The 15,834-nt window shown below is 58.6% G+C and carries 15 protein-coding genes and 1 pseudogene; 9 read left to right on the forward strand and 7 right to left on the reverse strand.

What is annotated here, in order from left to right; genetic code table 11:
- Nucleotide 1: 1 nt before the first annotated feature.
- Both HXW87_RS16450 and HXW87_RS16455 read right to left on the reverse strand, forming a co-directional pair.
- A complete protein-coding gene (locus HXW87_RS16450; protein ID WP_131671775.1) occupies nucleotides 2-1,189 on the reverse strand; it encodes an MFS transporter in 1,188 nt (395 codons plus the stop codon).
- Between the two features lie 278 nt (nucleotides 1,190-1,467).
- Nucleotides 1,468-3,054 (reverse strand): ABC-F family ATPase, encoded by a 1,587-nt coding sequence (locus tag HXW87_RS16455; RefSeq protein WP_041064399.1) that lies wholly within the window; start codon nucleotides 3,052-3,054, stop codon nucleotides 1,468-1,470.
- A 396-nt stretch (nucleotides 3,055-3,450) separates the two neighbouring features.
- Here HXW87_RS16455 and HXW87_RS16465 point away from each other — a divergent pair, with 396 nt between their 5' ends.
- The 3 genes from HXW87_RS16465 to lpxO all read left to right on the forward strand — a co-directional run bounded on the left by HXW87_RS16465 (nucleotide 3,451) and on the right by lpxO (nucleotide 5,969).
- Nucleotides 3,451-3,912, forward strand: a complete 462-nt coding sequence (locus HXW87_RS16465; protein WP_182401327.1) for an anti-virulence regulator CigR family protein — start codon at nucleotides 3,451-3,453, stop codon at nucleotides 3,910-3,912.
- Between the two features lie 176 nt (nucleotides 3,913-4,088).
- A complete protein-coding gene (locus HXW87_RS16470; protein ID WP_239776648.1) occupies nucleotides 4,089-4,595 on the forward strand; it encodes a hypothetical protein in 507 nt (168 codons plus the stop codon).
- Nucleotides 4,596-5,069: 474 nt separating this feature from the next.
- Nucleotides 5,070-5,969, forward strand: coding sequence for a lipid A hydroxylase LpxO (gene lpxO, locus HXW87_RS16475; RefSeq protein ID WP_007964602.1), 900 nt, complete (start codon nucleotides 5,070-5,072; stop codon nucleotides 5,967-5,969).
- A gap of 131 nt (nucleotides 5,970-6,100) precedes the next feature.
- Here the strand turns inward: lpxO and HXW87_RS16480 are convergent, their stop codons facing one another.
- The gene (locus HXW87_RS16480) at nucleotides 6,101-6,973 is read right to left on the reverse strand and encodes a Ku protein (protein WP_047294709.1); all 873 of its coding nucleotides are present in this window, start codon (nucleotides 6,971-6,973) and stop codon (nucleotides 6,101-6,103) included.
- Between the two features lie 192 nt (nucleotides 6,974-7,165).
- Between HXW87_RS16480 and HXW87_RS16485 the strand changes: the two genes are divergently transcribed.
- Nucleotides 7,166-7,507, forward strand: a complete 342-nt coding sequence (locus tag HXW87_RS16485; RefSeq protein WP_239776649.1) for a hypothetical protein — start codon at nucleotides 7,166-7,168, stop codon at nucleotides 7,505-7,507.
- A gap of 52 nt (nucleotides 7,508-7,559) precedes the next feature.
- On the forward strand, nucleotides 7,560-8,705 hold the full coding sequence (locus HXW87_RS16490; protein ID WP_239776651.1) for a PQQ-dependent sugar dehydrogenase: 1,146 nt from the start codon (nucleotides 7,560-7,562) through the stop codon (nucleotides 8,703-8,705).
- Between the two features lie 131 nt (nucleotides 8,706-8,836).
- Here HXW87_RS16490 and HXW87_RS16495 read toward each other — a convergent pair whose 3' ends face one another.
- Complete coding sequence (locus tag HXW87_RS16495; RefSeq protein ID WP_239776653.1) at nucleotides 8,837-9,955, reverse strand: peptidase C39 family protein; 1,119 nt, start codon at nucleotides 9,953-9,955, stop codon at nucleotides 8,837-8,839.
- 92 nt (nucleotides 9,956-10,047) lie between these two features.
- Here HXW87_RS16495 and HXW87_RS16500 point away from each other — a divergent pair, with 92 nt between their 5' ends.
- From HXW87_RS16500 to ilvA, 3 genes and pseudogenes are all read left to right on the forward strand, one after another.
- Nucleotides 10,048-11,622 carry a RimK family protein gene (locus tag HXW87_RS16500; protein WP_239776662.1) on the forward strand — a complete coding sequence of 525 codons (1,575 nt, stop codon included), beginning with the start codon at nucleotides 10,048-10,050 and terminating at the stop codon, nucleotides 11,620-11,622.
- A 7-nt stretch (nucleotides 11,623-11,629) separates the two neighbouring features.
- Nucleotides 11,630-12,553 (forward strand): magnesium transporter CorA family protein, encoded by a 924-nt coding sequence (locus HXW87_RS16505; protein ID WP_182401319.1) that lies wholly within the window; start codon nucleotides 11,630-11,632, stop codon nucleotides 12,551-12,553.
- Nucleotides 12,554-12,893: 340 nt separating this feature from the next.
- Nucleotides 12,894-13,889 (forward strand): annotated as a pseudogene (ilvA, locus tag HXW87_RS16510) (threonine ammonia-lyase, biosynthetic); the annotation flags it as partial.
- Nucleotides 13,890-13,919: 30 nt separating this feature from the next.
- On the opposite strand, the gene HXW87_RS16515 reads toward ilvA, so the two are convergent.
- Both HXW87_RS16515 and eco read right to left on the reverse strand, forming a co-directional pair.
- Nucleotides 13,920-14,225, reverse strand: a complete 306-nt coding sequence (locus HXW87_RS16515; RefSeq protein ID WP_003225174.1) for an NIPSNAP family protein — start codon at nucleotides 14,223-14,225, stop codon at nucleotides 13,920-13,922.
- Between the two features lie 21 nt (nucleotides 14,226-14,246).
- Nucleotides 14,247-14,732, reverse strand: a complete 486-nt coding sequence (eco, locus tag HXW87_RS16520) for a serine protease inhibitor ecotin (RefSeq protein WP_047294643.1) — start codon at nucleotides 14,730-14,732, stop codon at nucleotides 14,247-14,249.
- Nucleotides 14,733-15,102: 370 nt separating this feature from the next.
- On the opposite strand from eco, the gene HXW87_RS16525 reads away from it, so the two are divergent.
- Complete coding sequence (locus tag HXW87_RS16525; RefSeq protein ID WP_047294641.1) at nucleotides 15,103-15,372, forward strand: DUF1652 domain-containing protein; 270 nt, start codon at nucleotides 15,103-15,105, stop codon at nucleotides 15,370-15,372.
- Here the strand turns inward: HXW87_RS16525 and HXW87_RS16530 are convergent.
- Nucleotides 15,369-15,767 (reverse strand): hypothetical protein, encoded by a 399-nt coding sequence (locus HXW87_RS16530; RefSeq protein ID WP_047294639.1) that lies wholly within the window; start codon nucleotides 15,765-15,767, stop codon nucleotides 15,369-15,371. The genes HXW87_RS16525 and HXW87_RS16530 overlap by 4 nt on opposite strands.
- Between the last annotated feature and the right edge of the window lie 67 nt (nucleotides 15,768-15,834).

Here is a 15,834-nt window from a genome sequence, read left to right on the forward strand (position 1 = left end):
TTCAGCTCATCGCCCGGCGCTTGAGCAACAAGGTCAACCCCAGCCCGAGCACCGACAACAGCGCCGCACTGAAGAAAATCCACGCATACCCCAGGTTCAACGCCACCGCGCCCATCAACGGCCCGGCAATCGCCAGCGCCAGATCAAAGAACACTGCATAAGCCCCCAGCCCCGAGCCACGGCTGGAACTGGGCACCTGCTTGATCGCCTCGACCCCCAGCGCCGGATACACCAGCGATAAGCCAAACCCGGCCAGCCCCGCGCCGATCAAAGCGAACGTGGTCGACGGTGCCAGCCACAGCAGCACCAGGCCGACGGTTTCGATGCTCATGCAGGCAATGGCCGAATTGAACCCGCCAAAACGGCTGATCGCCGAAATGAACAGCAGCCGCGACAGGATGAAGCACACGCCGAATACCGTCAGGCAATACGCGGCACCGCTCCAGCCACGGTTGAGGTAATAAAGGGTGATGAAGGTGGTCAGCGTGCCGTAACCGATCGACGCCAGACTCAAACTGGCCCCATACGGTGCGATGCGCCCGAATACTGCCCAAAAAGACAGCCGTTCGCCGCGCACCACCGGTACCGAGGGTTTATTACGGATGATCACCAGAGCGGCCGCCGCCAGTACCGACAGGGCAATGCCCAGGCTGGTAAAGCCGTAGTCGGCAACCATCACCACGCCCAGCGGCGCGCCAATCGCAATCGCGCCGTAGGAGGCAATGCCGTTCCAGCCGATCGACCTTGCCGTGTGCTCCACGCCGACCTGGCCCATGCACCAGCTGATGGTGCCGACGCCGATCAAACCCTGTGCAACGCCAAGCAGCAGCCGACCGATGATCAGGATAATCAGGCTCGGCACCGGGAAATCTTGCAGCAGCGTCGAAATCAGCGTCAGCAGCCCGCTGAGCACAATCCCCGACAAGCCATACACAATCGCCCGTTTGGTGCCCAGCGTGTCCGACATGCGCCCGGCCATCGGTCGACTGAGCAACGTGGCCAGATATTGCGAGCCGATGACCAGTCCGGCAACGATCGCGCTGAACCCCAGTTGCTCGTGAACATAGCCGGGTAACACTGCAATCGGCAGACCGATGCACAGGAAGGCGACAAAGGTATAGAAAACGATGGAGACGATCTGCAGGGTGATCGCCAGTGAGCTTTGCGAAGGCTGTTGCTGCGCAGACATGTGGACTCGTTCGCGGGCGGCGGTGGGAGAATCGGCATCATGGCTGGGTGCTGAAATAAAAGGAAGCAGGCTAACTAATTTACTTGGAGTCGGTGGTGTTTTTGAGGGCCTCTTCGCGAGCAGGCTCGCTCCCACATTTGGAACGCGATTCCCGTGGGAGCGAGCCTGCTCGCGAAGGGCTTCGCAGCACAAAATCACGATCCCTTGAAATGCAAAAAGCCCTGTCACACCGACAGGGCTTTCGCTTGAAGCTTGGAGCAAGAAGCTCGCAGCTATCTTTAGAACACCACACCCTGACTACGCAGGTAGTCATCGTAAGTGCCGCTGAAGTCAGTCACGCCGTTCGGGCTCAGCTCGATGATGCGCGTGGCCAGAGACGATACGAACTCACGGTCGTGGCTGACGAAGATCAGCGTACCCGGGTAGTTTTCCAGCGCCAGGTTCAGCGCCTCGATCGATTCCATGTCCAGGTGGTTGGTCGGTTCGTCCATCACCAGCACGTTCGGCTTTTGCAGGATCAACTTGCCGAACAGCATACGACCTTGCTCACCGCCGGAGATGACCTTGACCGACTTGAGGATCTCGTCGTTGGAGAACAGCATGCGACCCAGGGTGCCACGAATCACTTGCTCGCCCTGCGTCCATTGACCCATCCAGTCGAACAGGCTGACATCGTCTTCGAAGTCGTGGGCGTGATCCTGAGCGTAGTAGCCCAGCTCCGCGCTCTCGGTCCATTTCACAGATCCGGCGTCGGGCGTCAGCTCGCCCATCAGGGTGCGCAACAGCGTGGTCTTGCCGATACCGTTCGGGCCGATGATCGCCACGCGCTCGCCGGCTTCAACGGTGAAGCTGAAGTTCTTGAACAGGGTCTTGCCGTCGAAGCCCTTGGACATCTGCTCGATGGTCACGGCCTGGCGGTGCAGCTTTTTGGTCTGTTCGAAACGGATGAACGGGCTGACACGGCTCGATGGCTTGACCTCGGCCAGCTGGATCTTGTCGATCTGCTTGGCGCGGGAAGTGGCCTGTTTGGCTTTCGAGGCGTTGGCCGAGAAGCGGCTGACGAACGTCTGCAGTTCGGCAATCTGGGCTTTCTTCTTGGCGTTGTCCGACAGCAGTTGCTCGCGGGACTGGGTCGCGGCCGTCATGTACTCGTCATAGTTGCCCGGGAACAGACGCAGTTCGCCGTAGTCCAGGTCAGCCATGTGCGTGCACACGCTGTTAAGGAAGTGACGGTCGTGGGAAATGATGATCATGGTGCTGTTACGCACGGTGAGAATCGATTCCAGCCAGCGAATGGTGTTGATGTCCAGGTGGTTGGTCGGTTCGTCGAGCAACAGCACTTCCGGATCGGAGAACAGGGCCTGAGCCAGCAAGACCCGCAGCTTCCAGCCTGGCGCCACTTCAGACATCGGGCCGAAATGCTGTTCCAGTGGAATGCCCAGACCCAGCAGCAGTTCACCGGCACGGGATTCGGCGGTGTAGCCGTCCATTTCGGCGAACTCGGTTTCCAGCTCGGCCACGGCCATGCCGTCTTCTTCGCTCATTTCCGGCAGCGAGTAGATACGATCGCGCTCGGCCTTGACCTTCCACAACTCTTCGTGACCCATGATCACGGTGTCGATCACGGTGAATTCTTCGTAGGCAAACTGATCCTGACGCAATTTACCCAGGCGCACGTTCGGCTCGAGCATGACCTGACCGCCGGACGGTTCGAGATCGCCACCGAGGATTTTCATGAAGGTCGACTTGCCGCAACCGTTGGCGCCGATCAGACCGTAGCGGTTGCCGCCGTTGAATTTGACCGAAACGTTTTCGAAGAGCGGCTTGGCGCCGAACTGCATCGTGATGTTAGCTGTGGAGATCAATTGCTTTACCTATCAATGGGTTGCGAGCCGCACATTTGGCGCTTGGGCCATTTCTGGGGCATTTTGGAGCGTTTTCTTCCCTACCCGGTCAGTGTTGGCGGTAGCCAGCAGGCGAGGGGTGAGAGCAGCAACCGGACACGGCGTCCAGGCTGTTGGGCATTAAAGGCGGGATTCATGCCAGACATTGCGCGCATTGTCGCATAAGTCATGCGGCAGTTGTATGGCGGACGCTGTCGAACCGGCAGGCTGCCTGCTTCGGGGAGCGTGAAATGCGCGTTCACGCAGCGGTCTATCGAATTCATGAGTGTCGATGCGGGCTTCCAACAATCATGGGAGGAACTACAACGCCTGATGTCGTCTACATTTCATCAAGGAATTTCCGATGAGAGGACGGTCATGTTTAAAAAACGCTTACTGGTTGCGTCTGTTACTTGTCTGGCCTTGGCGGTGAGTTCTGTAACGGCTTTGGCCGATCCCGGAAATGGCAACGGCAAAGGGAACGGCAAGGGCGGCCCGCAGAACAGTCAGGGACATGGCAACCAAGGGGGCAAAAACAAAGGATCCAGTTCGGGCAACTGGGACCATGCACCCGTGGTCGATCGAAGCGGTGTGCTGAGCGTACTCAACGGTTACAGAGACTACTGGAGCCCGGGTCCGGCGCTGCCTCCCGGTATTCAAAAGAATCTGGCACGCGGCAAACCGCTGCCGCCGGGCATCGCCAAGAAACTGGATGGACGATTGGCTGGGCGACTGCCTCATTACGACGGATATGAGTGGCAGCAGGTGGGCACCGATTTGATTCTGGTGGCGATTGCGAGCGGGCTTATCTACGAAGTGCTGAATGGCGCCTTCGATTAGTCTGATGGCAGGTCAATGAACCTGATTTTTTGAATCTGTTTACCTAAGGTAAAAGCAATACATTCTCACCCACTTTATATATATGGCGATTGGCTTCCGCTGGTCGCTTGTGGGTGAACCAGATCTAATTGAATGCATCTCAGATGACAGTAAAACCAACCCCTGTGGATGCCGTCATGCGTTTTAAAAAGAAAAATCTGGTTGCCGTCATGTCCTGCATAATGATGTTTGCGGCTGCGCCATTACTGCCTGCTCAACTGTCCATCATGGCCTCTGCCCACGCCAAGGATGGTGGTGGTGGTGGTGGTGGTGGTGGTGGTGGTCACGGTGGTCACGGTGGTGGCGCCGGTGGTGCTGGCGGTGGAGGCAGTCACGGCGGCGGTGCCGGCAGCGCTGGCCACAGCGGCGACAGTGCCGGGCATTCGGGCAGCGTCTCCAGCAATGGCCGCGCTGAAGGCCAGGAAACGGATCATGACGGCAGGGCCGTACGGGATCATGGCGTCAGCGGTCAACATATTGGACGCGACCACAATAACGACCGTGGGCACGGCGTGGCCACTTCAGGTGTAGCGCATTCGAAGGACACCAAGGGGTTGTCGAAAGCCACGGCGATCTCCGCCACGACGCCAGGCGATCACAATACCAAGGGATTGAGCAAGGCGAGCCTTTCCACCGATAAATAAGCCCTTACTCGTAACCCGCCAGGCCGCATGCTCGGTTGAGCTCCAAACCTGGCGGGTTTGGCTTCACCCTTTCAAACTCATTTCTCATGGCCCGCGGACCCTTTTCAAGTCAGGTGCGAATTGCATCGTGCTCGGTACGCAGCGGCTGAAGCGTACACGTCAAAGCTCAGCGCAACCGCTGCGGCGCTTCCCGGAATAACCTCTGTTTTGCTCTGCGTCAGCACTCATGCGCCTGCACGAGCGTACTGTCGCGCCTGCCGTTTGGCAGATTCAGCCGACAGTTTTTCACAGATCAGGTTCACCCTTGGTTACAAAGTATGGCTAAAATGCCATCCGATTACCCAATAGCCGCTCACGGCACGGGCTCAAGGAAGTGCCACCGGGACAGTATTTGTATTCATGCCACTGCATCAGACCCTGGGCCTTTGGCCGGCAGGCGCGCAGTTTGTTCACTTTTGACGTGTGACGATTTCCGTGAAACTCATCATTGCCGCTATTTATGTCATTTCCATTGCATACGTTCACCTTCGTGGTCGTGTGCGTCACAAACTGGGCCGTCAGTTGAGCGACCACTCAACGTTTCTGGCGCCGATCAACTGCTTTCTGTACCTGTTTTCAAAGAAACCAAACAAGCCCTATCTCGATCCGTCCGAGTTTCCGGACCTGAGCCCGTTGCAGGCGCATTGGGAAGAAATTCGCCAGGAAGGGCAGGATTTGCTGCGCGCCGGTGAGATCAAGCGCTCGAATCAGTACGACGATGTGGGTTTCAACTCGTTCTTCAAAAGCGGCTGGAAGCGTTTCTACCTCAAGTGGTACGGCGAGAGTCATCCGTCGGCGATGAAGCTGTGCCCGCGCACCACAGAACTGGTGCAGAGCATCGGTTCGATCAAGGCCGCGATGTTTGCCGAACTGCCACCGGGTTCGAAACTGGTTCGTCACCGTGACCCGTATGCGGGCTCCTATCGCTACCACTTGGGCCTGGATACGCCGAACGATGCGGGTTGCTACATCAACGTCGACGGTGAAAGCTACCACTGGCGCGACGGTGAAGCGGTGATGTTCGATGAGACTTACATCCACTACGCCGAAAACACCACCGACAAAAACCGCATCATCCTGTTCTGCGACATCGAGCGTCCGATGAAATATCGCTGGGCGGCCGCGTTCAACAGATGGTTCAGTCGCACCGTGATGTCCGCTGCTGGTGCGCCGAACGATGCCGGCGACCGCACTGGCGGGATCAACCGTCTGTTTACCAAGATCTACAAAGTGCGACTGCGTGGCAAAGAGCTGAAAAAGCGCAATCGCGCGCGTTACTACATGGAAAAATGGGCGATCTTTGGCGGTTTGCTGGCGATCTTCATTCTGATCTGACTGGTGTGTCGCACCTGTTTGTCATTGCCGAAGACTGGTGTCCACAGGGGCATTGCAAACCGTGGGCGCCAGCCTGCTGGCAATGACTGTCTCAAAAGCAACCTGTCAGTTACCTGACAGGCGTTGAATATTCATTCCCCAGAGGCTTTTTTGGTTTTCCTTGCCGGCGTGGATTTCGTGGGTTTCTCCGGTTTAGCCTTGGACTTGGCCGGCGCTTTCCCACCCAGACTGCGTTTAAGCAGTTCGGTCAAGTCGATCACATCCGCAGACTTGCGCTCCTCTTCGCCACCTACGGTCTCGACATCCTCGATCTTGCCTTCGTGGGCCTTTTTCTCGACCAGGGCCATGATCTTGTCCTCAAACTCGTCCTTGTAGTCCTCCGGGCTCCAGTCGCCGCTCATGTCCTGCACCAGACGTTTAGCCATGTCCAGTTCGCCCTTGGCCAGTTGCGGCTTGGTCACCTCGCTGCCCAGTTCCAGTTCGTCGAGGCCGCGCACCTCCTGCGGCCAGCGCAGTTTCACCAGCACCAGCGCCGATTCCAGCGGCATCAGCGCCGCCAGATATTGGCGAGTGTGCAGGACGACGCGGGCGAGGGCGACCTTGTTGGTTTTGCTCAATGTTTCGCGCAGCAGGGCGTAGACCTTGCCGCCGCGTTTGTCTGGGGCCAGGTAATAAGGCGTGTCGATGTTCTGCAGTGGAATCTGCTCGGCATCGACGAAGGAGAAAATGTCGATGGTCTGCGTGGACACCGGGTGCGCCGAGCGGATTTCTTCCTCGCTGAGCACCACATAGCGGCCCTTCTCATAGGCCACACCTTTGACGATGTGCTCTTTGGTGACTTCCTTGCCGGTGACTTTGTTTACCCGTTTATAACCCACCGGATCCATGCTGCGGCTGTCGAGCCAGTCAAAGTCGACGCCGTGAGAAGACGTTGCCGACACCAGCGCAACGGGGATATGCACCAGTCCGAAACTGATTGCGCCTTTCCAGATTGCCCGAGCCATGGTGAGTCCTCCGCGAATGATGTTCAGGTGACCTGCAGCCGGCGGCGAAAGTTTCCAGCGTTTGCCGGAGACAGCAGTGCTGTCGGTCAAGCCGTGTTACATCTTGTTTAAGGGCGATGGGTTAACAAATCCGAACCCGGGGCGTAGCGTGGACTCGAAGGCTCTATCACCTGTACATCGAGAGGCCATCCCATGAACCGAATATTGCCCGGCATCATCGTTCTGCTCCTTGGGGCAGGTCTTGCACATGCCGAGGTCACGGCACCGTCCGCGCCGCTGTTGCTGGCACAAAGTCCCACCGGCAACAGCAACAATCCCTACAACAGCCCGATTCGCCGCGCCAATCCCAACAGCATGCAGGGCACCCAGCCCAGTACGCCGGTGATTCGCGGGCCGAATACAGTGCCGGTGCCCAGTACGCCCACCGTTGGCAATGGCGGCATCGGCAATGGTCAGCAGCAACGCTCGGTACCGGGTACGCCACCCAGATTCATTCCCAACCCACCGCCGCGTGATGGAGACAGCAACCGTTGAACATCAGGCCTGAGCGCCTGTCAGCCTTCGAAACGAACAAAAGGAATCGTGCATGTTGCGTAAAACCTTTCTAGCCACGCTGTGCGCCGGCGCGCTGATCAGCGCTTCAGCTTTCGCCGCTGCCCCCCAAGAGCTGCAAAGCGAGCAGGGCACCCTTGAAGTCACCACGATTACTCAAGGCCTGGAGCATCCGTGGGCGCTGGCGTTTCTGCCGGATCGTCAGGGCATGCTGGTGACCGAGCGTCCGGGCAACCTGCGGGTGATTACCGCTGATGGCAAGCGTTCCGAGCCCGTCAGCGGCGTGCCCAAGGTCTGGGCAAAGGGCCAAGGCGGTTTGCTCGACGTGGTGCTGTCGCCGGACTTCCGGCAGGATCGACTGGTCTACCTGTCCTACGCCGAGGGCGGTGGCGCCGGGGATAAGGCCGGGACGGCGGTGGGGCGAGGCCGGCTGTCGGACGATTTGAAGACGATCAGCGATTTCAAGGTGGTTTTCCGTCAGGAACCGAAGCTCTCGACCGGTAACCATTTCGGTTCACGTCTGGTGTTCGACCGCGATGGCTATCTGTTCATCACCCTCGGCGAAAACAATGATCGGCCGACCGCGCAGGATCTCGACAAACTGCAGGGCAAGGTCGTGCGGATTTTCCCCGATGGCAAGGTGCCGGACGACAATCCGTTCGTGGGCCAGTCCGGCGTGCGTCCGGAAATCTGGTCCTACGGCCACCGCAACCCGCAGGGCGCGGCGCTCAATCCGTGGAACGGCACACTCTGGGAGAACGAACACGGACCCCGAGGCGGCGATGAGGTGAACATCATCGAGCGCGGCAAAAACTACGGCTGGCCGCTGGCGACCCACGGTATCAACTATTCTCTGCAACCGATTCCCGAAGCCAAGGGCAAAAGTGTCGAAGGTGCGGTTGACCCACACCATGTCTGGGAGAAATCACCGGGTGTTTCCGGCATGGCGTTCTATGACGCTGATCGTTTCAAGCCGTGGCAGCAGAATTTGTTCATCGGCGCGCTGGTCAGTCAGGAGCTGATCCGCTTGCAGTTCGATGGGGACAAGGTGGTGCACGAGGAACGGCTATTGGGCGAGCTTAAACAGCGGATTCGTGATGTGCGGCAGGGGCCGGATGGCTATCTGTACGTGCTGACGGATGAGCAGGACGGTGCGCTGTACAAGATTGGCCTGAAGTGACCTCACTTCAATTTTTCACGGATGTCCTGTGGCGAGGGCGCTTGCTCCCGCTGGGTTGCGCAGCAGCCCCAAGACCTTGTGAGCGCTACGCACTCATGCGGGAGCAAGCTCCCTCGCCACAAAAAAAACCTCTAGGGCCTGACAATAGTTGGCACAGCGCGGGCATACACAACCACCGCCGCCCGTAATTTCCCACGCCCAAAGCGACTCATCTTCTCAAACTCGCCATGGCTGACCGGCACATGCTGGCAGTCCATCGGTTGACGATGCTGGCTGTGGTCGACATCCGGATCGTGCAGGTACACAAAGTCTTCATCGCAATCGGTGACCACCACCCAATGTGGGGACTTGGAACGGGTCAGGCGATAGCTGCTGATCAGCACCAGAGGCTGTCCGCCAGCCTGCAGCAGGCGCGGCAAATCCAGATGGGGTTCGATCTTGTGTTCAATGTCGGTGTCTTGCATTTGCGTGGTGAATTCATGGTGCACCAGGCGCATGACGTCTTTTTTATGCTCATCGCGCACACCATCGAGAAACAATGGCCCGGCCATGCTGAGCTGCAAACGCACTTGGAAACCTCGACGCCAAGCGGCCAGTGCCAGGCCTTGAGGACTGCAGCCACCATGGCCGGAGGTCATGAACACCGTGGTCGCCTCACGCCAGATCTGCAATTCTTCGCGCCGCTCCAGTGAGCGCGCCGACTGCAATGCGCCCATGGCCATCAATAGACAGGCCGGGCCACAAGTGAAATCGGTGGTTTGCGGGTAATAGGGCACCTTGATGTTGCGCGAATCACGGTGCTGAACAATGCGCTTTTCCAGGCGCAGCGCATCGGCATGGTCTTCGTAGTAATCGTGAATCAGCGCAAAGCGCCGATAGCCGTTGCGCTCGTAAAGCGCGATGGCGCCGGGGTTGTCGATTCGCACCTCAAGACGCAGGTACGCGCAGTCATGCTCGACGGCACAGGCCTCGATACGTTGCAGCAATTGTTTTCCCAGCCCAGTACCGCGCGCTTCGCCGGCAATGGCGATGGAATACAGGCGCGCCAGTGATGTGCCGCGATGAAACAGCACCAGGGCGTAGCCGAGCAATTGACCGTCAAGTTCGGCGACCAGCAGTTGCGCATGGGCGCGGGTGATCATCCATTGAAAGCTGCGGCTGGTGAGCCGGTCGCTGGTGAAACATTGCATTTCCAGAGCCAGCAGCGCTGGCAGATCTTCAACTACCGCCAAACGGAAAACAGCATTCATATGACCACCGTAAAAGTTGCGTAACGAAACGGGACTTTCGAAAAACTTCGTGCTTAATAGAAATGGTCTTGTTCTCCAACGGATCAATCTCTATGTCAGCGGTACAGGGTCATTGGCGCGAAGTATCCGAGCAAAGTTTGCCGGCGGCAACTTTTTTAAATCCAGTCATCAGAACTTCCAGTCAAGTGTTGATCATCGTCGAACGCAAGGAAGATTGGGCCTCGTACTTCCCCAGCGAGGACATCGTCACCGCTCAGGAATACCTCGAGCAAACCCGTGACAACGAGCCGGGCAAGCGGGTGCAGGTGATCAATCTGTGCCGCAGCTACAAGTACCTGGGCCACGGTTACTACTGCTCACTGCTGGCAGAAGCCCGCGGCCACAAGGTGATTCCATCGGTGCGCACCATCAGTGAACTGACGAAAAAGTCGCTTTACGGTCTGGCACTGGACGACCTCGACAAAACTCTGGAAAAAGCCCTTAGTCATCATCTGTACAGCGATACCGAAGGTTTCACCCTGACGCTTTACTTCGGCAAAACGCATATCGAGCCGCTGCAGGATCTGGCTCAACAATTGTTTGAAGTGTTTCCGTGCCCGATTCTGTTAGTTGAGTTTCGGCGAACTAACGGTTGGCACATCGAAGGCATTAAGTCCGGTGCCCTGCACAAGTTGCGCGACGATCAGGAAGATCAGTTCGCCAATGCGCTGGACGGTTTCAGTCGTAAAGTCTGGCGGGCGCCACGCTCGCCGCAAGTGGCGCGTTACGACCTGGCGATCCTCCACGATCCGCAGGAGGCCTTGCCGCCATCCAACGCCAAGGCACTGGAGAATTTCGTCCGGGTCGGCAAGCGCATGGGCATCGACGTCGAGCTGATCGAGCGCAAGGACTATGCGCGGATCGCTGAGTACGACGGCTTGTTGATTCGCGAGACCACCAGCGTCGACAACCACACCTATCGCTTTGCCAAGAAGGCTGAAAGCGAAGGCCTGGTGGTGATGGACGACCCCACGTCGATCCTGCGCTGTACCAACAAGGTCTACCTGACCGACCTGCTCAACAGCCATCAATTGGGCATGCCCGCCACGGAAATTCTCTACAAGGAACGACCGGAAGATTTCGAACGGGTCGGTGAACGCCTCGGTTTTCCGCTGGTGTTGAAGATCCCCGACGGCTGTTTTTCTCGCGGAGTGATCAAGGTCGAAAGCCAGCAGGCGCTGCTGGAGGCCACCGCCGAACTGTTCGAACACTCGGTATTGCTGCTGGCTCAGGAGTTTTTCTACACCGAGTACGACTGGCGCATCGGCGTGCTCAACCGCAAACCGATCTTCGCCTGCCAGTACTTCATGTCCAAGGGCCACTGGCAAATCTACAACCACAAAGCCAAGGGCCAGGACGTCAACGGCGAGTGTCGCACCCTGGCCGTTCACGAGGCGCCGCGAGCGGTGGTGGAACTGGCGGTGAAGACCGCCAACCTGATCGGCGATGGCCTCTACGGCGTGGACCTGAAACAGGCCGGCGACAAAGTGGTGGTGATCGAGGTCAACGACAACCCGAACCTCGACGCCGGTATCGAAGACGCTTACTTGCAGGACGATCTGTATTCACTGGTGCTGGAGGAGTTTGTGCGACGGCTGGAACTCAAACGTCGCGGCCAGGCCTGGTGACGCGCCGATGATCAGCAGCTTCGCACTGACTCATGGCGCGTTGCAGCGGGTCGAGCGGCTGGACGCCGAGGTGATGCTGTTCAGCAATCCCGATGCGGCCGAGCGTGACTTGCTCCACAGCCACTACAAGGTCGACGAACACGCGTTGGCCTCGGCGCTGGACCCGGACGAAGTCTCGCGAATCGAGTTTCACCCCGACCACTTGTTCCTGATCTGGAAACGCCCGGAAAACTATTCCGGCGGTGGCAGCCTGGCGTTTGAGGTGTCGTCCTGCGGCCTGCTTTTTGCGCCCGGTCAGTTGCTGGTGATCGCCACCGATGACACGCCGCTGCACGGCATCGGCACGCGCCAGCCGCTCAATGCGCCGCTGGATGTGTTGCTCGATCTGCTGTTCAACAACATCCACCATTACCTCGGCCATCTGAAGGTAATCAAACTGGTCGCCCGCGAGCTGCAGCAGAAGTTCAACGCCTCGATGCAGAACCAGCATCTGGTGCAGATGTTCAACCTCAGCGAAAGCCTGATCTATTACATCAACGCCCTGCACAGCAACGGCGCGGTGTTGACGCGGCTGCGCAATCATGCGGAAAAACAGCACTTTGGCAGCGAGGCGATCGGATTAATCGACGACCTGATCATCGAAAACAACCAATGCTACAAACAGGCGGAAATCTACTCCACGGTGTTCTCCGGGTTGATCGATGCGCGTGGCAACCTGATGAACAACAGCATGAACAATCTGCTGCGCAAACTGACGTTGATCAACGTGGTGTTTCTGCCGTTGAACCTGATTGCGAGCATTGGCGGGATGTCGGAATTCAGCATGATGACGGCGGGCACGCCGTGGTGGATTTCCTACCCGGCGTTTCTGCTGGTGATGTTGTTGGGGGCCGGGGGGATGTTGTTCGGGTTGCGGCGGTTGGCCAAGTGATCCGTGGTGACTTGGCCGACGCCAGCCTATAGCGTCAGCGTCAAATAAACCATTGACTCGCCGGTCGCCGCCGGGCTAATTTCAGGCCCATGACTTCCACCGTATTGCGCTGCCAGCCAAGCATTATTACCGCCATTCCTCATTTGGCGGGCTAGCTCACGACTGCAGCACCCAACCCGCCCTAGAGGCGGGTTTTCATTTTCTGTCTCCGGGGTTTTACCAACGAAGGCTCCCTGTAGGAGCTGCCGAAGGCTGCGATCTTTTGATCTTGCTTTTGATTTGAGAAAAACAAAGTCAAAAGATCGCAGCCTCCGGCAGCTCCTGCACACAGCGCCCGGAGATGACGATGAAATACAGCCCCGACCAGCAAACCCTGCTTGAGCAGTACGTGAAAAAGATCCTCGCCGCGCCGGTCTACGACATCGCCGTGCGTACGCCATTGCAGGCGGCACCGGCGCTGTCCGAGGCGCTGGGCAACCGGATCCTGCTCAAGCGCGAGGACCTGCAACCAACGTTCTCCTTCAAGATCCGTGGCGCTTACAACAAGCTGGTGCATTTGAGCGATGCGCAGAAAGCACGCGGGGTGATCACCGCTTCGGCGGGCAACCATGCGCAGGGCGTAGCGCTGGCGGCGCGGGAACTGGGAATCGCGGCGACCATCGTAATGCCCTCGACCACGCCTGAACTCAAGGTGCTCGGCGTGCGAAGTCGTGGCGCCGAGGCGCTGCTGCATGGCGAGAGTTTTCCGTTTGCCCTGGCCCATGCGCTGCAACTGGCCGAGCAGACCGGGCGCACCTTCGTCTCGCCGTTTGACGACCCGGAGGTGATCGCCGGCCAGGGCACGGTGGCCATGGAAATCCTCCGTCAGCATCAGGGGCCGCTGGATGCGATCTTCGTCCCTGTGGGCGGTGGCGGCCTGATCGCCGGCATCGCGGCGTACGTCAAATACCTGCGGCCGGAGGTACGGATCATCGGTGTCGAATCGGAGCATTCGGCCTGCCTGAAGGCGGCGCTGCAAGCGGATGCGCGCGTTGTGTTGCCCAGTGTCGGAACGTTCGCCGATGGCGTGGCGGTGGCGCAGATCGGCGCTTATGGTTTTGAGGTGTGCCGGTTTTGCGTGGACGAGGTGGTCACCGTCAGCAATGACGAGCTGTGCGCAGCGATCAAGAATATCTACGACGATACCCGCTCGATCACCGAGCCTTCCGGAGCATTGGCGGTGGCCGGCATCAAGCAATACGTGGCGCGCAGCGGTGTTCGCGAGCAGACCTTCGTCGCGGTCGACTCCGGCGCCAACATCAACTTCGACAGCCTGCGCCACGTCGCCGAGCGCGCCGCGATGTGCGGCGTCCCGGCGTGATTACACTCAGGGCAGCAACGGGCGCAGGAAACTGCGCTCGTAGCTGACGATGAATTTCTTCTGCACCAGCGATTCCACCAGCGCCGTGCTTTCCGGGTCGGTCAGCGCGATGTGCCGGTAGCTTTCGTAATCGGCCAGCGAAGGAAAGCTGAACAGGCAATAAGCTATATTGCTCGCGCCCTCGGAGGGCAGGAAATAACCGTGATGAGTGCCGCCCAAGCGCTCGACGATGCCCAGCCAGGCCTTGGCATAGGCTTCGAACTCGGTCAGTTGGTACGGATCGATCACGTATCGCACATGGCAAGTAATCAAGGTTGGTGCTCCCTGTTCAGGTCATTCCGCAATGGCGGTGCCGACCTTGTCCGAAGCCGACCAGATGCGATAGCGCACCTCGACATCTTTCGGGGCGTAGATCACCAGTGGCAGCTTGCTGTTGTAGCGCAGCATGAAGCCGTCACCGACAACCGGGACAAACGCGCGTTTCTTCGCGGTGCCGGGTGGGCAGGCCATCATGGTACTCATCGGGCCGATGACTTTTTCCAGCCGGTAGAACGGGTAGCCCCAACCTTCGAGGTTTTTCTCGTCCAGTACACCACCCAGACGTTGACGATTGCAGTCGACTTCCAGGGTTTTGCCGGCGAGCACTTCAACCTGGAAATTCTCTTCCTGATCCTGTTTGGGCAGGTAGATGACTTGGCGGGTGAAGCCGTTTTCCGCCTTGGGATAGGGTGCAACGTCTTCGAGCTTGGCCGCGTGGGCGAGGGTGGACAGGCCGGCAACGAGCAGACCGATTGTCGCGCGAGCGCGTAAAGAACCCATGAAAGCCTCCTGGCGGGTGTAGGGTGGATGTCGGGCATTCTCACTGTCATCAGCGATGAATGCAAACCGGCGGCGACTTGCAAATTGCAGTGCCCAGGAGGATCGATCTTGCATTTTGCAACTGGCCAACTGCTGGCCACCGCGCCAAGTGCTTGATTTCATGAGGGTCGAAATGACCCGATGAAAGGCACGTTTTATGCGTCGCTTTGGTGCAGCGCACCGGCTTCGGGCGCCTACACTCCAATGGGCATTTCGCCGTACAACCGTTTGCCGCACCAGGGAATCAGCGGGGACACACCCGTGCAGGGGCAGCAAAAGCGGTCAACGTGAAGAGTTGATTGGCAGTTTCATCAATAAGGAGAGGTACACCATGTTTCTGTCTGCCTTGGAACTACGCAATATCATTGAAAGCAGTTTTCTGCCTAAACGCTGCCAGTGCACGCTGTCGCCCGACCTGTCGATGACCGTCAAGGTCTTCGGCGACCACCAGACTGACCAGGTTGATCTGCACGTCACGGGTATCGATGCCAGCCATCTGAATGGCTGCCGCGAGATCAACGACCTGATCGCCGGCCTGCGTTCGGATCTGGCGCAACAGACCACGCAGTCGCATTACAGCCCACGATCCAGAGCCGTTTAACTCACGGTTTCACCCAGTTCGACCGTCACGCGCCGGGCCTGCACAAAGCCGAGGCCCAGCGCGAACTCGACCAGCACCGCGAGCAAAATCCCGGGGCCGGCATGGCCGTTCAGCCATTCGCCAAACCCTAGCACCGCCAGACCAAAACAACCGACGATAAACCCGTTGCTCAGGGCATTGCGACCCAGCGACGGCGGCGCGCTGCGCACCAGATAAAACATCACCCCCAACGCCGCAAACAGCACCGCACTGCGCCGCGCGACAAAACCTACCGAGCTCGAATACTCAATGCTCCAGATCGCCAGCAACACCTCCGGGAAAAAGCCCCAGGCCAGCGCCAGTACAGAACACAACGAAGCGGTGATGATCGACAATGTGCGAAACGACAACTGCATGGCGAGTCCTTGCGGCAGTAAGAAGGGATCCCGAGCATAACCCGCGATGCCTTCATCGCCTACCGCA

Source organism: Pseudomonas sp. Y5-11 (genome assembly GCF_022368695.1).
In the GTDB taxonomy this organism is placed as follows: Bacteria; Pseudomonadota; Gammaproteobacteria; order Pseudomonadales; family Pseudomonadaceae; genus Aquipseudomonas; species Aquipseudomonas parakoreensis.

Coding starts and splice junctions, on each gene's coding strand:
- HXW87_RS16450 (WP_131671775.1), bottom strand. CDS start 1,189: ATGTCTGCGCAGCAACAGCCTTCGCAAAGCTCACTGGCGATCACCCTG.
- HXW87_RS16465 (WP_182401327.1), top strand. CDS start 3,451: ATGTTTAAAAAACGCTTACTGGTTGCGTCTGTTACTTGTCTGGCCTTG.
- HXW87_RS16470 (WP_239776648.1), top strand. CDS start 4,089: ATGCGTTTTAAAAAGAAAAATCTGGTTGCCGTCATGTCCTGCATAATG.
- HXW87_RS16480 (WP_047294709.1), bottom strand. CDS start 6,973: ATGGCTCGGGCAATCTGGAAAGGCGCAATCAGTTTCGGACTGGTGCAT.
- HXW87_RS16485 (WP_239776649.1), top strand. CDS start 7,166: ATGAACCGAATATTGCCCGGCATCATCGTTCTGCTCCTTGGGGCAGGT.
- HXW87_RS16490 (WP_239776651.1), top strand. CDS start 7,560: ATGTTGCGTAAAACCTTTCTAGCCACGCTGTGCGCCGGCGCGCTGATC.
- HXW87_RS16495 (WP_239776653.1), bottom strand. CDS start 9,955: ATGAATGCTGTTTTCCGTTTGGCGGTAGTTGAAGATCTGCCAGCGCTG.
- HXW87_RS16500 (WP_239776662.1), top strand. CDS start 10,048: ATGTCAGCGGTACAGGGTCATTGGCGCGAAGTATCCGAGCAAAGTTTG.
- HXW87_RS16505 (WP_182401319.1), top strand. CDS start 11,630: ATGATCAGCAGCTTCGCACTGACTCATGGCGCGTTGCAGCGGGTCGAG.
- eco (WP_047294643.1), bottom strand. CDS start 14,732: ATGGGTTCTTTACGCGCTCGCGCGACAATCGGTCTGCTCGTTGCCGGC.
- HXW87_RS16525 (WP_047294641.1), top strand. CDS start 15,103: ATGTTTCTGTCTGCCTTGGAACTACGCAATATCATTGAAAGCAGTTTT.
- HXW87_RS16530 (WP_047294639.1), bottom strand. CDS start 15,767: ATGCAGTTGTCGTTTCGCACATTGTCGATCATCACCGCTTCGTTGTGT.